The organism is Pyrinomonadaceae bacterium, from assembly GCA_036277115.1.
Classification (GTDB): domain Bacteria; phylum Acidobacteriota; class Blastocatellia; order Pyrinomonadales; family Pyrinomonadaceae; genus UBA11740.
The window spans coordinates 35,919-58,217 of the sequence record DASUNM010000023.1 but is presented as its reverse complement, the minus strand read 5'-3'; the positions used below and the strand labels follow the sequence as shown (position 1 = coordinate 58,217).

At 56.3% G+C, this 22,299-nt stretch carries 13 protein-coding genes; 9 read left to right on the top strand and 4 right to left on the bottom strand.

The window, feature by feature from the left end:
- Positions 1-93 precede the first annotated feature (93 nt).
- The 5 genes from VFX97_07285 (at position 94) to VFX97_07265 (ending at position 7,727) form a co-directional block, all read left to right on the top strand.
- The gene (locus tag VFX97_07285; protein HEX5702986.1) at positions 94-1,032 is read left to right on the top strand and encodes a glycosyltransferase; all 939 of its coding nucleotides are present in this window, start codon (positions 94-96) and stop codon (positions 1,030-1,032) included.
- The gene (locus VFX97_07280; GenBank protein ID HEX5702985.1) at positions 1,029-3,275 is read left to right on the top strand and encodes a hypothetical protein; all 2,247 of its coding nucleotides are present in this window, start codon (positions 1,029-1,031) and stop codon (positions 3,273-3,275) included. Before VFX97_07285 ends, VFX97_07280 begins: the two co-directional genes overlap by 4 nt.
- A 28-nt stretch (positions 3,276-3,303) precedes the next feature.
- On the top strand, positions 3,304-3,840 hold the full coding sequence (locus tag VFX97_07275) for a hypothetical protein (GenBank protein HEX5702984.1): 537 nt from the start codon (positions 3,304-3,306) through the stop codon (positions 3,838-3,840).
- A gap of 132 nt (positions 3,841-3,972) precedes the next feature.
- A complete protein-coding gene (locus VFX97_07270) occupies positions 3,973-6,597 on the top strand; it encodes a methyltransferase domain-containing protein (GenBank protein HEX5702983.1) in 2,625 nt (874 codons plus the stop codon).
- 8 nt (positions 6,598-6,605) lie between these two features.
- On the top strand, positions 6,606-7,727 hold the full coding sequence (locus VFX97_07265; GenBank protein HEX5702982.1) for a DUF1698 domain-containing protein: 1,122 nt from the start codon (positions 6,606-6,608) through the stop codon (positions 7,725-7,727).
- Positions 7,728-7,730: 3 nt separating this feature from the next.
- Here VFX97_07265 and VFX97_07260 read toward each other — a convergent pair whose 3' ends face one another.
- The 3 genes from VFX97_07260 to VFX97_07250 form a co-directional block, all read right to left on the bottom strand.
- Positions 7,731-8,429 (bottom strand): methyltransferase domain-containing protein, encoded by a 699-nt coding sequence (locus VFX97_07260; GenBank protein ID HEX5702981.1) that lies wholly within the window; start codon positions 8,427-8,429, stop codon positions 7,731-7,733.
- A gap of 74 nt (positions 8,430-8,503) precedes the next feature.
- Positions 8,504-9,886 carry a hypothetical protein gene (locus VFX97_07255; protein ID HEX5702980.1) on the bottom strand — a complete coding sequence of 461 codons (1,383 nt, stop codon included), beginning with the start codon at positions 9,884-9,886 and terminating at the stop codon, positions 8,504-8,506.
- Positions 9,887-9,894: 8 nt separating this feature from the next.
- Positions 9,895-12,858, bottom strand: a complete 2,964-nt coding sequence (locus VFX97_07250; GenBank protein HEX5702979.1) for a YfhO family protein — start codon at positions 12,856-12,858, stop codon at positions 9,895-9,897.
- Between VFX97_07250 and VFX97_07245 the strand changes: the two genes are divergently transcribed.
- The 3 genes from VFX97_07245 to VFX97_07235 all read left to right on the top strand — a co-directional run bounded on the left by VFX97_07245 (position 12,858) and on the right by VFX97_07235 (position 17,411).
- Positions 12,858-14,633, top strand: coding sequence for a glycosyltransferase family 39 protein (locus tag VFX97_07245; GenBank protein ID HEX5702978.1), 1,776 nt, complete (start codon positions 12,858-12,860; stop codon positions 14,631-14,633). The two genes, VFX97_07250 and VFX97_07245, sit on opposite strands and share 1 nt — an antisense overlap.
- A gap of 13 nt (positions 14,634-14,646) precedes the next feature.
- Positions 14,647-16,560, top strand: a complete 1,914-nt coding sequence (locus tag VFX97_07240) for a hypothetical protein (GenBank protein HEX5702977.1) — start codon at positions 14,647-14,649, stop codon at positions 16,558-16,560.
- A 149-nt stretch (positions 16,561-16,709) separates the two neighbouring features.
- On the top strand, positions 16,710-17,411 hold the full coding sequence (locus tag VFX97_07235; protein HEX5702976.1) for a polyprenol monophosphomannose synthase: 702 nt from the start codon (positions 16,710-16,712) through the stop codon (positions 17,409-17,411).
- A gap of 57 nt (positions 17,412-17,468) precedes the next feature.
- Here the strand turns inward: VFX97_07235 and VFX97_07230 are convergent, their stop codons facing one another.
- Entirely contained in the window at positions 17,469-18,443 is a 975-nt protein-coding gene (locus VFX97_07230) for a hypothetical protein (protein HEX5702975.1), read from the bottom strand.
- Between the two features lie 285 nt (positions 18,444-18,728).
- On the opposite strand from VFX97_07230, the gene VFX97_07225 reads away from it, so the two are divergent.
- On the top strand, positions 18,729-22,286 hold the full coding sequence (locus VFX97_07225) for a choice-of-anchor Q domain-containing protein (GenBank protein HEX5702974.1): 3,558 nt from the start codon (positions 18,729-18,731) through the stop codon (positions 22,284-22,286).
- The last annotated feature ends 13 nt before the right edge of the window (positions 22,287-22,299 follow it).

Here is a 22,299-nt window from a genome sequence, read left to right as displayed (position 1 = left end):
CCCGGCACGCAGCTAACCCGGCATGTGCGCGTCAGTCCTGCCTGTTCCGCTACATGTGCGCCTGAAGAATAAGGGGCCGATCAATACGAATCAATGAACATCGCGATTCTCATTCCCTGTTACAACGAAGAGAAAACCATTGCTGATGTCGTCACCAGTTTCAGGCAACAATTGCCCGAGGCGGAAATTTTTGTCTTTGACAATGCGTCAACCGATGGGACCGCTGAACTCGCGCGTGCAGCCGGCGCGATTGTGTATCGCGAGCCGCGGCGCGGCAAAGGTTTCGTGGTTCAGTCAATGTTTCGGCGCATTAAGACTGACGTTTTTGTAATGGTCGATGGCGATGGCACTTACCCCGCGAGCGAAGTGCGACGTCTGATCGAGCCGATTTTGCATGACGAGGCCGATATGGTCGTAGGCTCGCGGCTGCACGCGCAAACGAAAAGTGAATTCAAGCAATTGAATCGTTGGGCCAACCGGCTGGTCCTTGCTATTCTGAACTCGATTTTTCGCGTAAAGCTCACCGATATCCTTTCGGGCTATCGCGCTTTTAATCGCAAGTTCGTGAAGTCACTACCAGTCTTTGGCGGTGGATTTGAAATAGAAACCGAACTCACCATCAAAGCCATCGCCCGGGGCTTTCGCATTGTCGAGATTCCCACGCCTTTGACGGCGCGGCCTGAGGGCAGTCATTCAAAAATTAAGTTCTTTCGCGACGGCTTCCTGATCATTAACACGATTCTGGCGCTGTTCCGCGACTATAAGCCGCTCACATTTTTTGGCCTGCCGGCGGTTTTTTTACTGGTGCTTGGGATCATTCCCGGTTTAGTCGTGCTTTTTGAGATCCTCCAACGCCAGTCAACGCAACGACCGCTGCTGGCAGTATTGTCTGTTGGATTAGTGCTGTGCGGTCTGCTGCTGCTGGCAGTTGGCCTGATCTTGCATTCAATTGCGCGGCGTTCGCAGGAATTCGAATATCAGGTGCAGGTAATGATCGACGAAGTTCGTGACGCTGTCCGCCAGTCCAAATGATCAGCGACTCACCCTTCACCAAATCTCTGGGCAAACGGTTTCTTCGGCAACTGAAACTCGAAGATGTGATCTTCGCGCCGTATTTGCTCGTAGTCACCTGGCAATTTTTCTGCGGACTTCCCAATCGTTACATTGGATGGACGCTTGCCGCCGTCGCGGCTCTGGCGGTCTGGTGCGCGTACGTCTTAATCAAATCGCCGGATGACGAATCGCCTTCGCGAGCATTTTGGATCGTGGTCTTTGTGCCGCTGGTGAGCATCTATCTTCTGCGCGCGCTCTATCCGGATATTTCTTTCGACGTTCTGAACTATCACATTTTCCAAACCGAGCACGCGTTGCGCGGACCGCTGGTGGAGCCTTCAGACTTTTTTCCGACGCCGGCGTTCTTCAATCCGGCGCCTGATCTGCTTACGGGTTTCTACCGCTACTTGCTGGGTTATCGGCTGGGGACGATCTCAAATCTGGCGGCGGTTGTGTGGCTGGGAATTATTCTCGATCGGATGCTGCTTCAATTCGTTCGCGGCCGGTGGTGGCGAGCCGTCGCAATTCTGTTGATTGTTTGCACCGAGCAGATCTTTTTCCAGCTAAACAACTACATGATCGATCTGCTGGCGCTGCCACTGTTGCTGGAAGCAACCAGGCAAGCTTTGCAGCGGGTGGAACCAGCGTGGCTCGTTCGCCGCAGTTTGGTGATCTCTCTGTTCCTCGGAATTAGCGTCACCTTCAAACTGGCGAACCTCGTCTTCGCCATCCCCATCGCGCTCGTTTTTGCCATTAACATCGCCGCGGCGTATCGAGGCCTGACCGTGACAACGGTCGCTAAAGTCCTCGCCGTTTTCGGTGCGGTTTTTCTGGCGCCGTTGGTCCCATTTTCGGTTTTGGTGTACCGCCTGACAGGGAACGCGTTTTTCCCGTTCTACAACGCCATCTTCAAATCGCCTTATTGGCCCAACACGAACGTGTTTGACCCGCGCTGGGGTCCGCAAGGACTGCTTGAGACTTTATCGTGGCCGATAGTCGTTTTCTTCAAGCCTGAGCGATTCTGTGAGCTTCCGGTCTATAGCGGGCGCATGTCCCTGGGCGTGATCGCTGCATTGATCTGTCTGGTAGTCGCAAGGAAAGATGGGGCGGTTCGCGCCTTGTGCTTTATTACTCTGTTGGGCGCTTTGCTTTGGAGCGCGGCCAGCGGCTACAGCCGTTATGCGATCTTTGTCGAAATCACCACCGGGATCATTATCGTGCGGTTGGTTCACGACCTGTGGATGGCGTTGGCAAAATCTGCCAGGCCGTTGCGATGGCTGACAGCCGGCGCGGTTTGCGCGCTCTTGCTGGCGCAGGTTGGGCTCGCCTTCGCCTATGGTAATCAGTATGAGTGGAGCATGCGCGCGCCCCTGACCGCTCGATCGATACGAGACACGGTGACCGAAACGCGTGAACTGCTGCGTGACAGAGACCTCCGCACCTATCTTTCGGCCGATGATCAATTCGCGCTTAATGACGTGGACGGTTGGATCGAGACCACCTACAAGACCACGGCATTTATGGCCCTGCTGAAGCCAGACATTCCCACGTTAGGCGCTCGAACACAGGAATACTTTGTAACAAGAAGCGGTCGCGAAAAGTTTGATCAGACTATCTCCGCCGCACAAGGCAAACGCCTGTTTACGTTGACTGAAGCCGCGCATCTTCAAAGCGCGCGCGAAGTCTTGGCAAAGCGTGGTTTGGCGACCGGCTCGGTGCGGCCATTTTCAATTCCGTACTTTTCGCGCCGGACGACATTCGACATGTTGCTCGTCGAAGTTATTCCCGCTTCGCGCGAAACCTCGAACGCAGGTGACTCTGCGCCAAGAGGCTTGCCGCTGGCGGACAGCGCTTTCAACGCGAGAATTCGAGTTCCGCAGGTGCCTTTGACTTTGCAAGCCGGAACGAAATACGTTCTGGAGGTAAGCCTGGAAAATGCGAGCAACATTCGTTGGCCTGGACAGCAGCCGACGTGGCAGTATCAAATAACCGTCGGGAATCGCTGGTTCACGGAAGACGGACAAAAAGTCACGGACGTGGATGGCCGTGTGGCTTTGGCTGACGATTTGCCGCCGGCAACGAGCGCAACGTTGCGACTCACAATTACGGCTCCCGCGACGCCGGGTGAATATGTTTTAGAGTTGGACGTTATTCAGGAAGGCGTGGCGTGGTTCAGCGATCGCGGATCCACCACGTTTCGTGCAAAGGTTACAGTCAACTGATCAATGAACTAAGCAAGAGGACCACTTCATGACGACCTCAAAATTTGTCTTAATAGTCGTGCTCGGCGCCGCCATCGGCACATCGGCGTGTTCGGGCAGTCGACCGGCGACCACCGTGAACCCGGAAAAGCGCGCATCACTTCCTACAACGCCGGCCGAGTTGCCGAACGAAGCCTACAAGGCGCAAATCACTTTCGTTAGTCCGCCAACCAAACTGCGCGCCGGCGAGAAAATAGTGGTGCAAGTGAGGATCAAAAACGCCAGCACCGTTCAGTGGTGGGCCCGCGGAGCGCCCGTTAACACGCGGCCGGACAACAAATTCTACGTTGCGGCAGGTAATCGTTGGCTGAAAGCTGACGGCTCGAAGCTGACCGACATGGACGGACGCTACGGAATAGCGAAGGATTTGAAGCCGGGCGAGGAAGAGGAAGTGCCTTTGTCGATTACCGCTCCGAAAGATCCGGGCGATTACATCCTGGAGATCGACGTCGTCCAGGAAGGCGTCACGTGGTTCAGCGATAAAGGATCACCGACGGCCAGAACAAATTTGTCGGTGGTTCGATAATGAGATAGTCAGTAGTCAGTTGTCAGTAGTTTGGAGTTGATCGCGGCATAACGACTAAACAACTGAAGAACTGAACAACTGACAACTGACTACTGATCACTGACGACTGACAACTGACAATTGACACTTTCCATGCGTCTCGCCTACTTCAGTCCGCTCACGCCACAGCGATCCGGAATTTCAGACTACAGCGAAGAGCTGCTTCCGCTGCTGGCAGCGGACGCTGAGGTCACTCTGTTTGTCGATGGCTTTCAACCGATGAATCGCGAGCTGACTTCGCGTTTCGAAGTGTTTGATTATCGCCGGAAACGTTCACACCTGGGGAAGCTTGCTGATTTCGATATTGTCATCTATCACATGGGCAACGATCATCGTTATCACGCAGGCATGTTGGAGGCGATGCAAACTCGTCCGGGCGTGGTGGTCTTTCACGATTTCGCTTTGCAGGACTTTTTTCTTGGTCTGGCGCGAGACCGCAACGACTTGCGGGTGTATCTGAACGAGGTGGAACGTTGCTACGGCTGGAAAGCGCGCGACGAAGCCGCTGAACTTCTTTCGCGAGGCGCGACGCCGGCCATCGCAAACAAGCCACTCGAGTTTCCGCTCAACGGCAGCATTGCCCAATCCGCCGAAGGAATCATCGTTCATTCGGCCTGGCAGGCAGAACGTTTCGCGGAGCTCGCGCCCGGCGTCCCCTGCGCCCGAATCAACCATCACATCACCCGCGAAGCCGCCGCGGCGGCGCCGCGCCTCGATCGTTCCGCGACTGGTCCAGTGCAAATCGCTTCCTTTGGACTGATTACGCCGGACAAGGGCATAGAACGGGCCTTACGAATACTGGCCAAACTAAAAAGCGTTTACGATTTTCGATACACGCTGGTCGGATCGGATAGCAACTTCCCTGAGCTGCCACAGATAATCGCGCGTTACGGCCTAAGTGATCGGGTTTCGGTGACCGGACACGTTTCGCTCGAAGAGTTTCAGCAATGGATTGCGCGGACGGACATCGCGATCTGTTTGCGCGAGCGTTCAGTGGGCGCGACATCAGGAAGCCTGTGCCGCATTATGGCTGCGGGTGTGGCGGCCATCGTTTCAGATATCGGCGCCTTCTCGGAATTTCCGAACGACGCCGTCGTCAAGGTTGAGCATGAGAACGCAACCGATGCGCTGATCGAGGCGTATCTGCGAAAGCTGATCGAGGACGAGCCGCTTCGTGCCCAAATAGGCCGAAACGCGCGCGCCCATGTTCTGGCCGAGCACCGGATTGAAGATAGCGCCACGAAGTACATCGAGTTCCTTCACCGCGTAATAGCCAGCCGTTCCAGACGGCGGTTGGTGGACGACGTCGCGAATGAATTAGCGACCGTTGGTATGCGCGCCTCAGATGATCAGCTCTTGCGATCGATGGCGGCGGAGGTTGCATTGCTCGCTCCGCCCGCGTCTGCCAGCTCGGTGATAGATACTTCTCTTCGTCCCGGGCAAATAACGTCTGAAACCCCCATAACTCAAAACGGCCACGGCAATGATCCCGTAGATCCAGCACCTGGCCGCGGTGGAAAAATTGAGGGCATCGATTACAAACGTGGCGCCCGCGAGTACTTAAGCAGGATCAGTGATGAGCGGCGTCATCACCTCCGCACGAAGCCTTTTTACAATCTGGCTAACAAACCTGCGAAGTACAAGAACTTCGCCATGGACGAAGACACGCATCGCCACTTCTGCGACTTTGCCAACATCGCTGTGACGCTCGCGCTGCCTCCCGGTAGTCGCATTCTGGACCTTGGGTGTGGATCGGGATGGCTGAGCGAATATTTTGCACGTCTGGGTTATGTGGTGAAGGGAATCGACATAAGCCCCGACCTTATCGAGATGTCGCGCGAACGTGTTGCTCGTGTTCCGTATGGCGCTGATCATGAAACGCCCTTGCGTTGCACCTTCGAAGTGCATGACGTTGAGCTGGCGCCGCTCCCGGAAAAGTTCGATGCCGTGATTTGTTATGACTCGCTCCATCATTTCGAAGACGACGCGGCGGTGATCCGCCATGCCGCCAAGATGATGGGCATTGGCGGACTGCTCTTCATTCTCGAGGGTGACCGCCCGCATACAGGGTCTGCGAGCGAGAACGAATTACACGACGTGATGCGCGAGTTTGGCACGCTCGAAGCTCCCTTTGATTATCCGTACCTGCGGCAGCTCCTGGAAGAAAACGGTTTTGCGATCACCGGTGATTACGTCAGCGTGAACGGCCTGTTTCCACGCGACGAATTGAACCATCAGCAACAACTGTCGCTACGTAGTGTCGATACGAATTTTCATTACATTGCTTGTAAAAAAGTCGCGGATGGCGCGCATGCGGCAACCGTCCCCGACAGCCGCAGTCCGAACGATTTGCAGGCGCGCATCACGACAACCAGCTCGATCGCCGGCTTGTCAGCGGGTGAGGAGTTTGAGCTTACGGTTACGATACAGAACACCGGCGACACGTTGTGGCTGGCGGGCGCCGACCCGCGCACCGGGATTGTGATGCCGGCCACGCTAATCACAGATGAGGCTGGTACTCTGGTGAGCGAAGTTCACGGAGAACCGGTGTTGCCGCACGCAGTCGCACCCGGAGAGAGTCTCACGCTTAACTTCAAGCGCATTGCTCCACACCGCCGCGGCCAATACTCGCTTAAACTTGATCTCGTCGACCAACACGTTTGCTGGTTCGAGCAAAGAGGATCGCAGCCCCTGGTGATTGCATTCCAGGTCGCCTGATATCACGGATGACCAAAGAAGAGATTCTACTCGGACTGGCGCGACTTAAACCCTGGTTTCATTGCATCGATCTGGGTGATGGAATCCGCACAAAAACCCGGAGCGCCATTGGTGAACCCGTCGAACATCCTCAGCCGACCTGGAAAGCTGTCCAGGTTTGCACGCCCGATGATTTAAGCGGAAAAAGCGTGCTCGATGTCGGATGCAATGCGGGCTTTTATTCGATTGAAATGAAGCGCCGCGGCGCGGCGCGCGTGCTCGGAGTCGATTCGCAACGGGACTTAATTCGCCAGGCGCAGTTCGTCCGGCGCGTGCTTGGCGCCGATGTCGAATATGAGCGGCGGTCGGTTTATGATCTCGATCCCATTCAGATGGGCCAGTTCGACGTGACCCTGGCACTCGGGCTGATCTATCACTGCAAGCATCCGGTGCTGGCGCTGGAGAAACTGTTCGCGATTACGCGCGAGTTGCTCGTGATTGAAACCGCTGTTTACCCGCCTGAGAAGGTTCCCGATTCATTTGAGTACGACGAAGGCGGGAGCCGCCCGACGCTTCATCCCCTCGCGTACATTGAAAATACCGCCGATGCGAAAGAAGCAATTTATAACTGGTTCGTCCCGAGCGTGAATGCGCTCACGGCGCTATTGAAGAGCGTGGGGTTCGAACGCGTGGAAATTTTCCCGGGCGTGCAGGCTGATCGCGTCATCGCTGCCTGTCATAAAAGCGAGCCTTATCCTGACAGCCGGGCGGTGAACTATCTTGCCGCACGGCTCACTTTGTCTTCCGCGCCAACGACGGCGGGGGTGGGCGAAGTTTTGCGCTTTCGTTTTAACGTCGAAAATATTGGTTACGCGCGCTGGTTAAAGGGCGAGAGCGCCAGCGAAGAGGGAGCCGTACATCTGGTCGCGCATGTGCTCGACGAAAATGAAGAGCCCCTATCGTGGTATCACGCCGGAGCGTTTCTGCCGCGCGACATTGCGCCCGGCGAAGCAGTTGAGATTGACATCGAAGTGCCCGCGCCGGCACAGCCCGGCAATTACATTCTCATGTTCGACATGGTTTCCGAGCACCTGGCGTGGTTCGAGGATTTGGGATCAGCGACAGTGAAGCAATCGATCGAAGTTGTGTGACGGCTACGCAGGCCGGACGGCAACCAGAGTCGCGCGTTCTTCCATTCGGCCAGCGTATTCGTGGTAGTAATCGGCGTGAGTAACCCTTTCGATTGTGAAGCCGAGAATCGTCAGTAGCTCGCGATATAACCCAACTGAATAAGTCCACCACGTAAAGTCATCGTCCGGCCGGTCGGCGCTCGGTTCGAAGCGCGCGATCTTTTCATCGGTTTCAATCAAAGGCGTCACCAGCACCAGGCGTTCGCGCGTCAGGCGCGCGATGGAAATCAGCGCGGACACGGGATCGACCAGATGTTCCAACACGGCGCCAACGATCGTGATATCGAATTGCCCCAGCTCTGGCGGAAGCGCGTAAACGTCTCCGTAATAGACTTCGGCTTTCGAATTCAGCAACCGGTGAGACAGCCAATAAGCGTTCTTCCACTTCTCGATGCGCGCACCATACTCGCGAATCCAACCTTCGTAATCTTTGTGGTACTGCCCGCCGCGGAAAGGAACAAAAGCCTGCTGCCGCACGTCGCTCATGTCGAGTGACACAACACGCGCCGCGCCGTGCGCTTCAGCTTCAAAACTGAGAAAGCCGGTCGCCGTGCCAATATCCAGAACTGATTTGCCTTTGACGTCAACGCCGCCAACGTAATCTGTGAAACGGTCACGCAAGTCCCAATGGCCTTTTTGCACGCCGAGGCCGGGCAGATCCATCGTGTGGTAGAAGTAGCAGTCGGCGACATTGTCGACCTGACGCGGTTCAACAAATTCGATTGTGACTGAAGTTTTCAGATTGTCTCTCCGTTGGAACCAGCCTGCTTGCTGGTAGATATGATCGTGAAGACAAAGAGGCTGATTGACGCCACCATGGGCAGGAACAACCACTTCGCCAGCGGAAACGATCTCATCTGGCCATTCATCATCTCCGCAATATAGAGCTGCCAGGCCGAATGCGGATAGTCGCAAAGCATCGAGCCATGCATCGCACCGATAACATTAATGCCGGCCGAGGCGAGCAGGACCACTAATACGCTCGCGGACGCCAGAATCTTGATCGGTTTTCGACTAACAAAGCTGAACCCAATCAAACCCAGCGAAGCAAATGGCATCGCCGGCAGCAGATAGCGCGGCCCGTACTGACATGTCCCGGTCGCTTCTATATTAAGCACGTATAAGAACAACGCGGCCAGGCTTGCTCCGATAAAAATCTGTTCACGTCGAAGCCGCGCCGGAAAAAGAAGCAGTCCCGCCAATCCGGCCCAGAATACCGGCACATACAGGGTGATCATCCGCGGATAGAATTGTAGCTTGCTCAACAGGTTCGACAGCGTTGGCCGGAAAAACGTATCGCTATAATTGCCGGCCAGATTCGGCACCAGCAGCGGATTACCGAAACAGATTATGTTGTAGATCAGCAGCGGAGCAATTCCGAGCGCGCCTCCTAAAATGAAGGGAACCAGCAGCTTCCAGCGTCTTAGCGATAAGAAATACGCAGCCGCGACCAGCGTCATCAGGAAAGGCAGCATTGACGTAGTGATTGTCAGGCCCAGAAAGACACCGGCGCCCGCGGCGAAGAATTTGGCCCGACCTGGCTGTTGCTCGCGCGCCAGCCGAACGATGAAGTAAACAGCCATGACAAGGTAGCCGGTGGCCAGCGTGTCATGCCAGGCAATTCCGGAATAAGCGGCTATGGTGCTCCCGAGCGCGTAAGACAGCGCGACCACAAGCGGCCAAAACGTTCCTGACGAAGTCGCGAAACGTCGCGCCAAGCTGAACACAACTACGGCTGACAAGGCTGCCACGAACCCGGCAGTGAAGAAGGTTACGAGCGCCGCCGTCAACAAATAATTACTCGTGTAGGTTAGGCCAAGGGTGTGGAGGGGAAAATAAACCAGAGCGCCGAGCATAAACTGTCCCGGTTGCTTCGCGGGATAAACATGGCCATTGAAAAGAAACGCATCAACCACTGGTTCAACTTTCAGGCGCGGATCAGTCGCGCCTTCCAGATAGAAGTTATGGCGCGCCACGTAGGCATCAACTCCAGCGTGTTGCAGGCCGAAGGCGTTCAGATTGCCGGAATTAATGAGGACGCCATAGGTGAACCACAAAGCCAGAAAAAACAGTAGGTATAGCCGCGCCGGCGCTGGTTGAATACGTGGATGATTCGCCATACGCCGTTCTAGTTAGCGCGCCCGCGTCTTCTACGTATTACCACCCATCCGATAAGGCCGAGCGCTGTTAGGAGTGACATGGAAAATCCGACAATCACCGACTTCGGGCGATAGACGAACTGCACGGTGTGTTCTCCCGCGGGCAAGGCCACGCCCCGCAGGTTGTAGTCGACGCGCAAAGTCTCGACGAACTGGCCATCAACATACGCGCGCCAGCCCGGATAGTGGTTCTCGCTTAAAACGAGGATCGAAGGGGCGTCGGCTTTGGCGCTTATCTCGATGCGGTTGGGTTCGTACTTAGTGATTGACGCGACGCCCTGAGAAAAGCTGTGGGGCTTTTGCGCGACGTCCGATTCGATCAGCACGGTGCGCGCAGGATCCCAGGTCGAGCCATCGGAAAATTTTCCGCTGCGGATTACCTCGAGCATCGCATTGTCGTCGAGCACGCGGACATCTGACGCCAACCACGCACGCGGCAACGCGCGCGCGTTCTCGTAAATTCTCGTGTCGCTTGTCTGCCCGACGAATTTCCAGCGCTCGGCTGACGGCGATGAAACGGCGTCTGACGCCGGTCCGGTGGAGCTTTGGACGCGAACGGAATCACGTTTGAGCGCATAAGTCTGTGACTGCGAGGACTCGACCAGCGAAATTCTGAAGAGACCCAATGACAGATCGTGCGACCCGGGATTCGCGGCGACGGTTATTTCTCCGCCAACAACTTTTATTTTTTCCGGCAGAGACAGAGCCGTGACAAACGTGTGTCCCTGATAAGCGCCCGCCGCATCATCGACGTCGTAGCTCGTGGCGACTGTGGCGCGGCGATGGCGAATACGCGCGCGAATGTCAGCGCGATCGTGAGCCCACTCAGAGGTGTCTGCGCCCGCGCGCAGTGGCAAATCGAAATTACGGCCGTCAGCAGCCTCTAATCGCACGTGCGCCACGATCGCATTGTCCGGAACATTTTCTGACCAGGCGAGATTTGTGACCAGCGCGATCCTATCTATTTCGACGGACGGAACTTCGAAGTGAATTTGCCTGTCTTTGGTTATAGCCGGCAACCCAAAATCATTCGCGGCGAATCGATAACCGCCGAACTCAGTAAGCGGTTGCGCGAAAGCATTCGCCGCCGATGCGGAGCCTGTCTTCGCCGACGTTTGGCGCGACGTAATGACGAAGCGCACGTTTAGTAAATCGATTTCACGGCTGTCGGCGCGCAGGCTCGCTTCCGGATCGGTCAATTCCCCCCACACCTTCATCGCCCCGGCCATTTTTTGATAGCGCTCAAGTCCAAATCCGTCATAACCAGCGGCATTGTGAATTCCGTGCGGCATGTAAACGTCAGCTTGAGTCCAGGTGCTCGCATGTTCCGGCTTGGCTGAGGGGACCGGCTGCGACGGGTCGAAAACATGTGGCACGGTCAGGATTCTGAAGGAAGCGGCGTCGCCCGGCGCGGCGCGGCGCAGGGTCTGCACGACTTCAGGAACGCGCCAGTATTCTTCATTACTTCGCGGGCTCTCCGGGTACCAACCGCTCGACTGTCCCCATATAACGAGATCAATTAAAAGCACGGCAAATAGTAGTGGGAGTGCGCTCCTGCGCCGCCGGCCAAATCGCCAAAGGGCCCAGGCACTTGCCGCCGCGATCAGGATCGGCAGGAACAATTCGGCAGCGCGCAGAACCGTAACCGGCAGATCGCGGTCGAGTCGAAACTCTGCCGGACGCAGCCAGGTTACGGTCAGCAACGTAACCATGAAAACTCCAATACCGATGAGCGCGACCTTCAACAGGACTGGCCCGTGCTGTCGCGCGCGTTGAAGTCGCGTCAGGCCGAGACCGGCCAGCACGGCCAGGGCGAAATCGACCTCCATCAAATGGCGCGCGGGCACGCGAAATAGATTCAAAGGGGGAACAAAGTAGATGAGCTGGTAAATTTGCAGCGGCGCGTAGCGTCCCATCGCGAGCAGCAGGCATACCCCAAAAGTTATCGCCCAGAATTTCGTACGCGCGTCGCGCTTAATCACCAGCGCGGCGATCGCCAGCATGATGGCGAGCAAACCAACGTAGCCGATCATCTCTGGATAGTACGGCGGCCCGACATACGGCGCGCGAAACAGCCGGCCATCGCCGCCGCCCATCACGTACGGCGCGAACAGTGCAAACACAAAACGTTTCGGCATTGAGTACGAAGTGAAGAATTCGTACGAGCTTGAAGCGCGGACACTGTTGCGCAGCAACTCGAACGTCGGTAGGATTTGCACGGCTGCGAGCACGATGCCGACTCCGGCGAATGCTATTGCTGAAAAGTAGCGCTTCTGCCTGCTGCGATCGGCAAACGACATCGCAATCGAGTACGCGATCACCAGTAACAGTGAATAGACAAAGGTCTGTTGATGGCCGGCAAAAAATTGCACGGCGATGAAGATGGCGATTAACGTGCCCCGCTTGAAGCTGGCCGTCTCCACATAAGCTTCGAGCGACCAGAGCACCCAGGGCAATAACGCCGCCGTCTGCACGATGTTAATGTGGCTGATCTGGCCAATCGTGGCGCCTCCAAATTGCCAAACAAGGGCTGTGATCATCGCTCCGGCTAGCGACGTGCCGATTTTGCGCGCGTACAGAAATGCGCCGAGCCCGGCGACTATGTAGGTCGCGACCACCATTAGGTTCGTCGCGACGGCGGGAGAAAAAAATAGATAAAACCAGTTCAGTGCATACAGCACACCCGGTTGCGCGGCAGCCAGAAACGGCATGCCGCCAAAAATGTAAGGATCCCAAAGCGGCAGATGACCGGTACGCAGCATCTGTGCGAAAGTCGCGCGGAACGGCACGTTTTGAATTATTCCGTCAGCCGGGCACAGCACCCGGCCACTGAGGATTGCGGGCAGGAAATAGATCACCGGCGCTAGCGTGATACTCAGGGCCGCGGCATGTTCAGATTTTATTCTGAAGCGGGGATCGAATGGACGAGTCATTGAGTCAGAAGCCAGCAGAGGTGCCGTATCTTGAGATCGATCCGCGCCGGGCGCTCGCATGGCTGAACAGTTTCGCGCGCGCTCATGCGGCGGCATTACTGAGCGGAGTGCTGCTTGCGGTTATGGCGCTGCAGATGTTCGCCGTTATTTGGCGCAAGAGCATCGCTATCGACGAGGTCGTTATGATTCCCGCCGCATACTACCATCTGGGTGCGGGCAACTACCAACTAGTCAACGAACATCCGGCGCTGGCGAAAATCGTTGCGGGCTTGCCGCTTCTTTTTGTGCAGCCGAATGAAGTGCGTCCCGATCAGATTCTTCACACGCCTGGAACGACCGAAGCAAAGTGGGAAACTCAGGCGGCTATTTGGGATAACAATTTCGATCGCTTCGAAACACTCAGCTTCTGGCCGCGGGCGGCGATGATCTTCCTTGCCCTCGCCCTGGGCATTTTGATATTTCGCTTTGGGCGCGAACTATTCGGGGATCGCGCGGCGGTAATTGCCGTGGGTTTGTTCGCGCTCGAACCGACGTTCCTCGCGCATGGACGGGTCGTGCAAACCGACGTGCCGGCGGCGTTAGGATACCTGTTGTTCTTCGTCGCGCTTTACTACTTTAACCGGGAACCAACGTTGCGACGTGCGGTTTGGCTCGGCGCCGCCACCGCGGTCGCGGTGCTCGCGAAGTTTTCGATGTTGTTGGTCGGGCCCGTCCTGGTGCCGTTCTTTGTTTTTAAGCTATGGCGTCCAGGAAGCATCGGCCGTCGCAGAATTTTGACTCTAGCGGCGCTGGTGCTACTGGTTACTGTGGTCGTCATTAACGGGGCCTATTTCTTTCAGCGGCCGGCGCTAATGCCTGGGGAGATAGCTTGGGTTAACGACCCGACGATTGCCCTGACGCGGTTCGATTCATCGGCAGTCACGTTCTTTTCGTTCTGGCTGCCAAAGGATTTTGTCCTCGGCATTCTTTTCCAACTTCGTCATAACAGCAGTGGCCATTGGGCCGGGTTCCTCGGAATGCATAGCCAAAAAGGGTGGTGGTACTACTTCCCGGTCGCCTTCGCCTTAAAAGCAACTTTGCCTTTTCTCCTGCTGTCGCTCACGGCCCTGGCATGGGCGATATACCAAACCTTCAGACGCCGGGTTTGGTTTTACCTGTGGCTGATTGTCCCCTTTGTGCTGTATACGGTGTTCGTTTTGTTCAGCCACATCAACATCGGAGTTCGATATTATCTGCCGGCGTATCCGTTCCTTATCATTTTGGGAGCAGGCCTGCTCGATCAACTACTCAAATCCACCCGCGCGCGGACTGTGGCTGTGGTCTTAACCGTCGCGTTGCTTGGATGGGTGGCGATTGAAGCCGTGCGCGCGTTTCCGCATCACATGTCTTACATGAATCAGCTGGCCAGCGGCGCTCCGCCCTGGTGGTATCTTTCTGATTCAAATGTCGAATGGGGAGACGACTCGCGTTTGCTCGCTCAAGAACTGCATGCGCGCGGAGAAACGCGAGTTACGGATGCCACGCTCGGAGGTTGGGCCACGCTGCGTTTCTACGGAATCGACCGAGTCGATCCTTTGGCCGCAACGCCGCCCGAAAATCCGCCCCGGTACATCGCCATCGGGGCCAGTTATCTGAACGGCTCGACTATTCCTTTTCCGCCGGGTCCCAACGTGACCGATACTGACCGCGTGAATTTCTTTTCTGAATACCGGCAACGTGTGCCCGAAGCTGTGATCGGGGGCTCGATTTATTTGTACCGGCAGACCGGTCACTGAGCCTTCTCAAAAGATGCCGAAGCTCAATCGCGAGTTTCTAATTCGCCACCAGTTTGCGATTGCAGTCCTGTTCGCGATTGCGGCCGGTGGCTTTCTTTACGTCTTCGACCTCGCGCGGAACCCTCCTGGATTTTTCATCGACGAGTCTTCAGTCGCGTATAACGCTCACACGATCGCCCAAACCGGTCGCGATGAGTTTGGTAACGCCTGGCCGCTGTTCTTTCGCGCTTTCGGCGAGTACAAGAACCCGATTTACATCTATCTGTTGGCGGCGCTGTTCAAGATAACCGGTCCAGGCATATTCGCCGCACGTGCATTGAGCGGCGTGATGGGGATCACCACGGCAGTAGCTTTGGGTGTGTTAGGCGCGCAAGTTAGCCGCCGCCGCAGCGCCGGGTTAATGGTCGGCGTCCTCGCTTTGTTGACTCCGTGGTTGTTCGAATTAAGTCGACTGGTGCTGGAGGTCGCATTGTATCCACTGGCGGTGGCGCTGTTTCTGCTTGCCGTTCGGCGCGCGTCAGAAAAGCCGGCGTGGCGCATTGCCGAAATAGTTTGCCTGTCGCTGACGCTGGCGCTGCTGACTTATACGTACTCGATTGGCAGACTCGTGGGACCGCTTTTAGCGCTGGGCCTTTTTGTTTTCAGTGTGCGGGGCAGATTACGAGGGTTGTTGATAACACTCGCCGCCTACGCGGTCACGCTGGTGCCGATGATTGTCGTGTGGTGGAGGCACCCGCACGTACTGACCGGCCGCTTTAACTACCTCACTTTTCTCAGCTCGGAGAGCACGGCAAGTGAAATCGTTGGGGAGTTTGTGCGGCATTATGTCGCCAATCTCAATCCGTGGCGTTTGTTCATCGCCGAGCAGTCGAAGGATAACGAACTCGTTCACCTGGACGGTGCGCCGGCGATGCTGACGATCACAATTCTGTTGGTGGTCGGTGCCGTGGTGTTGCTTGGCTATCGCAAGCAGATCAGCCGCTGGTGGCTCTTCATCCTATACGGTTTGCTTGTGTCAGTCGTGCCTGCATCATTGACGCGGGAACACTTTCACATGCTTAGGCTCGCGGCGCTGCCTGTATTTCTGGTCGTGCTGGCAATTCCCGCGTTTGTCTGGCTGCTGGAACAGCCGTCACGCACTCGCCGCGCGTTACTGATCGTCGTCGCAGTCATTGGACTTGGACAAGGTCTGTTTTTCCAATGGCAGTACTATGCCGACGGCCGCTCGTCTCAGCGGCTGCACACTTTCGACGCGGATTACCCGGCGAAGATTTTGCCCATGGCGCTGGCGCACTCTCGCGCCGCTCCGATTTACCTGGCCGACGATCCCGCGCGTCCGGGTTACATCCAGGCCTACTGGTATGCGTTGTTGCAAAACATTCCGCACGAAAAGTTTGTGTCGCTCGGCTTTGACAAGTCGGCGCCCGAAGGGGCGGTGGTAATAACCACTGAGAGCAGCTGTCCGCGCTGCAACATGCTGGCGCAGAGTGAACCTTATTCCGCCTACATCGCCCGAGGCGTCCCACGAGAACTGGCGCGCCTGCCGGAGAACGCCTTCAGGGCAGAGGTTCAGGTCGCAAATCCAGTCACGAGGCTGCGGCCCGGCGAGCAGGCGACCATCGAAGTGACGGTAAAGAATGCCAGCGACGCCGTTTGGCCGGCGCGTGAGCGAAGCGGGTCGCCGTTTCAGCTCTATGCCGGTAATCACTGGCTTGAGGCAAACGGAAATCTTGTGCGCAACGATGACGGGCGCGGTCCGCTGGCGCGAGATCTTGCCCCGGGGCAGGTGATAACGATTCCGCTGGTAATCAACGCGCCGCATCGTCCGGGCGAGTACATCCTGGAAATCGATATGCTCCAGGAAGGCGTAACGTGGTTCGGTTTGCGCGGCTCTAATTTTTGGAGAGGCACGGTGCTCGTCAAGTAAACTTTACGGGCTTTCCGCGGTCGCACTCTTTGTCCGCAAGTTCTTTATGGCGCGATTAGCAAAATTCCATTTTACGTGTTCCGTGTGCGATGATGCTCCCCTCGCCATGAAGCGCTTCTTTCTCACGACGCAGGAGAGCAAGACCTGAGATGCGTTCCCTCGTCGTCGTGCCCACATACAACGAGCGTGAGAATGTCTCGGCAATAGTCGAGAGTATCCAGCAGTTCGCTCCCGAAGCGCACGTGCTGATCGTAGACGACAATTCGCCGGACGGCACCGGCCAGCTTGCGGATCAGTTAAGCACGGCCCAGCCCGAACGGATTTTCGTGATTCATCGCCCGCGCAAGGAAGGTCTGGGGCCGGCCTACGTCGAAGCGTTTAGGTTTGCGCTCGCCCGCGATTACGATCTCATCATGCACATGGATGCTGATTTCTCTCACGATCCGAAGTTTCTTCCGCAGTTCTTCGAAAAGATCGCCGACAGTGATCTGGTGGTCGGCTCTCGCTATCTGAATGGGATCAGCGTCGTTAACTGGGATCTCAAACGGCTAATTCTGAGTAAAGCGGCAACCGCATACATTCGCATGGTGACTTCCATGCCGGTGACAGACGGCACCAGTGGCTTTAAGATGTGGCGCCGTGACGTACTCGCGGCGATTGATTTAGACAAGCTCTGGTCGAATGGCTATGTATTCCTTGCCGAAATGTCGTATCAGGCGTTCCGTAAGGGATTTAAAATTAGTGAGGTCCCGATCGTCTTTGTCGAACGGAGGCTGGGCCGTTCAAAGTTCAATGTTGGAATCATCACCGAAGCTCTCTGGGGCGTCTTGCGCATGCGCTTACGCAAATAAGAAAGGCTGGACTTTGTAGTCCAGCCTTTCGCAAAACCATCGCGCTCGCCCGAACGTTTAGAAGCGGTCGATGTATTCCGTGGAAACGAGGAACGATCTCACCATCTCTGCCTGGTGAAAGTTACCGTTAAAGCTGTTCAGCTTCTGTAGCCAGAACTCGTAACCAGTATGGTCTGTGTCCTGGCCTCCGTTTGGATCGCGGCGCAGATAGCCGAAATACTGCATCAGCACGAACACCCTATTTTTCTCGGCGGCAGCAAACGTCGGGTTTTCCGCAACCTTCCGCAGCGCTCGCGCACGTGCTGCATTATCCGTCGTAGTTCCCGCCCCGCCGAACTCAGCTATGGCCGCATCACGCTCGCCGGTCGATGGCGTAATGCCGGTCTTGGTGAACAGGCCATCAACGTATTGCGCTGGAGTCAGACTGGTTGGGTAAGCCGAAGTAAAGGCAGAGCGCGTCACAAAACCATTAAAATAAGTAACCTTATTAGCTTCGAGTGTGGCTTCCCATCCCGTATTCGGCCCGACGATTACTCCGTTACTCAATTGGAGCTGATCAGGTAAGAACTGGCTGCGCGTAATAATTGGGACCTGAAGTGTATGAGCTCCACCCAATGTCGAGTTTCCGGTCGCGTCGCCAAACGCCGCTTTCATCGTGCGCACGGCCAGGGTTCCGGTCTCGGTAAATTCTATGGACAGGAAAAAGGCTCCAGACGTGTTGGTACGTCTGGCGTCAATGCACCCCGGGTTTGCGCCGCAGCTGGTGATCTCATTGTGCCAAAAATTGAAGCCGCTCTGATCCGGGAAGCGAAGCAGAAAGTCCAGGTATTGTTGTTGGACGAAAAAGTCGTTATCGACGATGGTAATCGGCGTGTTTGTACCCGGTCGCAACCGCACCGGCTTTACTTTGACGTTGCCGTAGAACAGTTGGGAAGGCAGGCCCGGAATCTCAGTCTCGATTCGCAGCGTCGGCTGCGCCGCAACTGTCAGAGTTGCTAAGACTGTGATTAATAAAGCAATGACTAATTTCATCTTCTACTCCTGGCTATAAATATCTTTTGAGGAATTAGGGCCTCGAAAAACGCAGACGCCCATGTCAATCGCTTAGACGCTTGGGCAAGGCGTAAAGTTTAATGCTTCGTAACAATTATCGTCAAGACAATAGCGTATCCCGCCACAAAATTAGCCCTATTTTTCTCCAAACCCCGGCGCCACGAGACTATTATCTTGTTCCTGGTGGGGTTCTGCCCGAAAGTAGCGCACTTAAAGCTTCTGTGTTATTAAAATTTCGCCTCTTCAGGGTATCCAGGATTAGCAGTGAATCAATCGCCCAAACACCCGTTCGCAAAAGCCTTCGGCGCGTTGATCCTGGCCATCGCGAGTCTCGGACTTCTGGCGTCCGCGCTGGACGTCTCGGCAAGTCGTGAAGCGCGTCAGCAACCGCAGATTTTTCAAGATAAGCCGAACGTTCAGACGCCGATGCGGCCCATTCGGCCGGCCGCGGTCGTGACAGTCAACTTTGAAGAGCTGGCACGCGCGGAAAAGAGACGCCCCAGCGCGCGCCAATCAGAAGCCGAGTCGCTGGAAATCCATCCGCCCATGACGATTCCCGAACCGGATGTACCTTTCAGCAGTGCCGAGTTGGCGAAACCGCCCTTAGACGTTCCCCGGCTTGAATCGGGTGGCGACTTGATTGGTTCGCCGGCACCCGCGGCCAGTTTCGTGGCCCAACTGGACGAGCCGAAGGCAGGCACCGCCACGCGCGCAATTCCTCCCGACACAACCGGCGCGGTGGGGCCGACGAGGATCTTTTCGACTCTCAATACGAACTACCGGATTCAAAACAAGGCTGACGGTGCGGCGCTTTCGACGATGTCGATCGATGCATTCTGGGCGCCGCTAAATTCAGCCACACCCGGGCCTTCCCCCCAACCCTCACCGGTGGCGGGCGTTTTCGATCCACGGATTCAATACGACCCTTACAAAAGTGGTGGCCGTTGGATCGTCGCGGCTATTTCCAACAGCCGGACAGCGAGCGCGTCAGTGCTGGTGGGCATTTCTGCAACGTCAGATCCTCAGGGAACATTTACGCTTTATCGTTTTGTGGTCGGGTGTGCCGCCGGCGCGGAGGGCTGCGACGCGAACGGCGAATACGCTGACTTTCCGATGCTCGGCTTTAATAAAAATTGGATAGCGGTCGGATGGAATCAATTTCGCACCAGCGGTGCTGGAAGTTTTGTGGCCGGCAAGATGTTGATTCTGGACTATCCGGCGTTGGTCGGTGGAACCTCGACGAGCATGATCTTTACGGCCAACCCAGGCGAGGGAGTTTGCATGCATCCGGCAACCACGCTCTCCGCGACTGAAGAAACCCTTTACGTTCCCGCACACTTCTCCAGCGCGGGAGCAACGTACCGGTTACATCGGATTACCGGAACCGCCGGCGCGCCCGTTTTTAACTTTGACTCTGTAAACAGAAGTCGCCCCGGTGGTGGCTGGATTCAACCGAGCGGTGACATCCTTCCGCAGACCTGTGTCGGAACCATCGGCCTCACCTGTCCGCCTGCGCTGCGATCCATTGATTCTGGCGATTCACATCTTCGCTCCAATGTCGTCTTTCGGAGCGGAAACATTTTTTACTCGCAAACGATCGGTCTTCCAGCACCAGCCGGTGGACCTATGACGCACACGGCGGCGCAATGGACTCGCCTCGACACCAGCGGCGCCTTCGTTGAGGGCGGACGAATTGATGATCCGAACGCCACACCAACGAATGGAGAGTTCTATGCGTATCCGTCGATTGCCGTGAATGCGAACGGTGATGTATTGGTGGGCTTTTCGAACTTTAGCTGGCGGCACTTCGCGCGCGCGGCGTACGCGATGCGGCTTAACGGAGAGAGTTCGATGCGCGATCCCGCGCTGATCAAGGAAGGCGAAGACTACTACTCCAAGAGTTTTAGTGGCACGCGCAATCGGTGGGGCGATTACAGTCACACGGTGGTTGATCCGGACAACGACGTGGACTTCTGGACGATCCAGCAATATGCGAGCACCCGAAATCCGGCCGACAACCTGACCACGACCAGCAATAGCCGTTGGGGGACCTGGTGGGCGAAAATTGTTCCCGGCGGTCCACCGGCTGATCCACTGCCAACGCCACCGCCTTGCGCGACAACACTGGTGGTGAACGATACCGGCGATGCCGGCGACGCGACGATCGGCGACGGCGTATGCGCGACCTCTGGCGGCGCGTGCACGTTACGCGCGGCGCTGGATGAAGCCAACGCGCGCAGTTACTGCGGACTTGTTTCCATTACCTTTAGTATTACGGGTCAAATTAGCTTAGTTAACGGCCAACTCTTCATCGCTCATAACATTACTCTAACTGGGCCAGGAGCATCTCTGCTGACAATCAGACGCAGCACTGCCCCCGGTACGCCGAACTCTCGTATTCTTCAGGTTCTCAGCCCGGCAGTAGCTTCGGTTTCCGGACTAAGTATTTCCGGCGGCAACATCAGCGGAAGTGGAGGGGGCATTGCCAGTGCCGGGACATTAACTTTGACCAACATGATAGTTACAGGGAACTCGACGACGGAGAGTTCTCGTGGCGGGGGAGGCGTCTACGTCTTTGGCGGGTCGGTGACTATCAATCACAGTTCGGTTAGTGGCAACAGCTCGATAAACGGCGCGGGCGGCGGCGGCATATTCATTGATTCCGGTGTTGTCACTCTCAGTAATAGTACAGTCGCCGGCAACACCGCCAACGCCGGCATTGGCGGCGGTGTCGTCAATTACTCAGGCGTGTTCTTCGTAGTAAACAGCACTATTAGCGGCAACTCTGCTGGCACCACGTTCGGCCATGTCGGCGGCGGCATTTACACAACGGGCGCCAGCGGCGTATCCACCACTATCATCAACAGCACGATTAGTGGCAACACAGCTGCCAACGGTGGTGGAATTGTTACCTTTGGACCATTGACGCTGACGAACAGCACCGTCGCGGGAAATGTTGCCAGTAATGGCAATGGCGGCGGCATCCTGATTTTCAACCCCACGACAGTCACGCTGAAAAATACGATTGTCGCTACCAACACATTAGGAGCCGGCGGCGCCGGGCCCGATCTTTCGGGTGCGTTTGTTTCGCAGGATTACAACTTAATTGGAAACACGTCGGGCGCTACGTTTACCGGCACGACAACGCACAACGTGACGAACGTGAATCCACAGCTTGGCCCGCTCGCTAATAACGGCGGGCCGACACTGACCCACGCGCTGCTGGCTTGCAGTCGCGCGCTGAACGCGGGTAGCAACGCCCTCGCGGTCGATCAGAACAACAGTCCGTTGCTGACCGATCAGCGCGGCACCGGCTTTAACCGCATCTCGAACGGCACCGTGGATATAGGTGCATTCGAACATCAGGCCGCCCCTGTGGCACCGGCGCTTTTCGTGGACGGTAGCGACCTGGCCGCAGTGGACTCTGTGACGTTGGTGCGCGGGCCGTTCACATTGGTAAACAACCACAACTTCAGCTCAGAGAAGCGCACGCGAATTGTCTTCTTTGCGACCGATCTCGGATTCGGCCAGTTGACGGAACCGGATCTCAACACCTTGTCCGTAGAAATGGCTGGCAATTCGTACTCGGTGGAGGCGGTTGGGCCGAATTCAGTCACCTGTGGTTCCTACGTAGTTTTCCGCCTGCCCGATTTACCGCCTAACACTTACCAACTCGGCATTCGCGTCCGTGGCGTCAATAGCACAAACACGCCAAACATCACGATCGTTCTGCCGCCGAGTGTTCCCGCGGCATCGGCGAAGTCCAAGACGAGTCAGCTGGCTATCTTTCTTATGACACCCCTCATCGACCTGCTTTTCTAAGTTTCCGGCGAAT

Bases quoted from the DNA above. Each gene is read 5' to 3' on its own strand.
- VFX97_07260 (HEX5702981.1), bottom strand. From the start codon at position 8,429: ATGGATCTGCCCGGCCTCGGCGTGCAAAAAGGCCATTGGGACTTGCGT.
- VFX97_07270 (HEX5702983.1), top strand. From the start codon at position 3,973: ATGCGTCTCGCCTACTTCAGTCCGCTCACGCCACAGCGATCCGGAATT.
- VFX97_07230 (HEX5702975.1), bottom strand. From the start codon at position 18,443: ATGAAATTAGTCATTGCTTTATTAATCACAGTCTTAGCAACTCTGACA.
- VFX97_07265 (HEX5702982.1), top strand. From the start codon at position 6,606: ATGACCAAAGAAGAGATTCTACTCGGACTGGCGCGACTTAAACCCTGG.
- VFX97_07280 (HEX5702985.1), top strand. From the start codon at position 1,029: ATGATCAGCGACTCACCCTTCACCAAATCTCTGGGCAAACGGTTTCTT.
- VFX97_07235 (HEX5702976.1), top strand. From the start codon at position 16,710: ATGCGTTCCCTCGTCGTCGTGCCCACATACAACGAGCGTGAGAATGTC.
- VFX97_07240 (HEX5702977.1), top strand. From the start codon at position 14,647: ATGCCGAAGCTCAATCGCGAGTTTCTAATTCGCCACCAGTTTGCGATT.
- VFX97_07275 (HEX5702984.1), top strand. From the start codon at position 3,304: ATGACGACCTCAAAATTTGTCTTAATAGTCGTGCTCGGCGCCGCCATC.
- VFX97_07285 (HEX5702986.1), top strand. From the start codon at position 94: ATGAACATCGCGATTCTCATTCCCTGTTACAACGAAGAGAAAACCATT.
- VFX97_07250 (HEX5702979.1), bottom strand. From the start codon at position 12,858: ATGACTCGTCCATTCGATCCCCGCTTCAGAATAAAATCTGAACATGCC.
- VFX97_07255 (HEX5702980.1), bottom strand. From the start codon at position 9,886: ATGGCGAATCATCCACGTATTCAACCAGCGCCGGCGCGGCTATACCTA.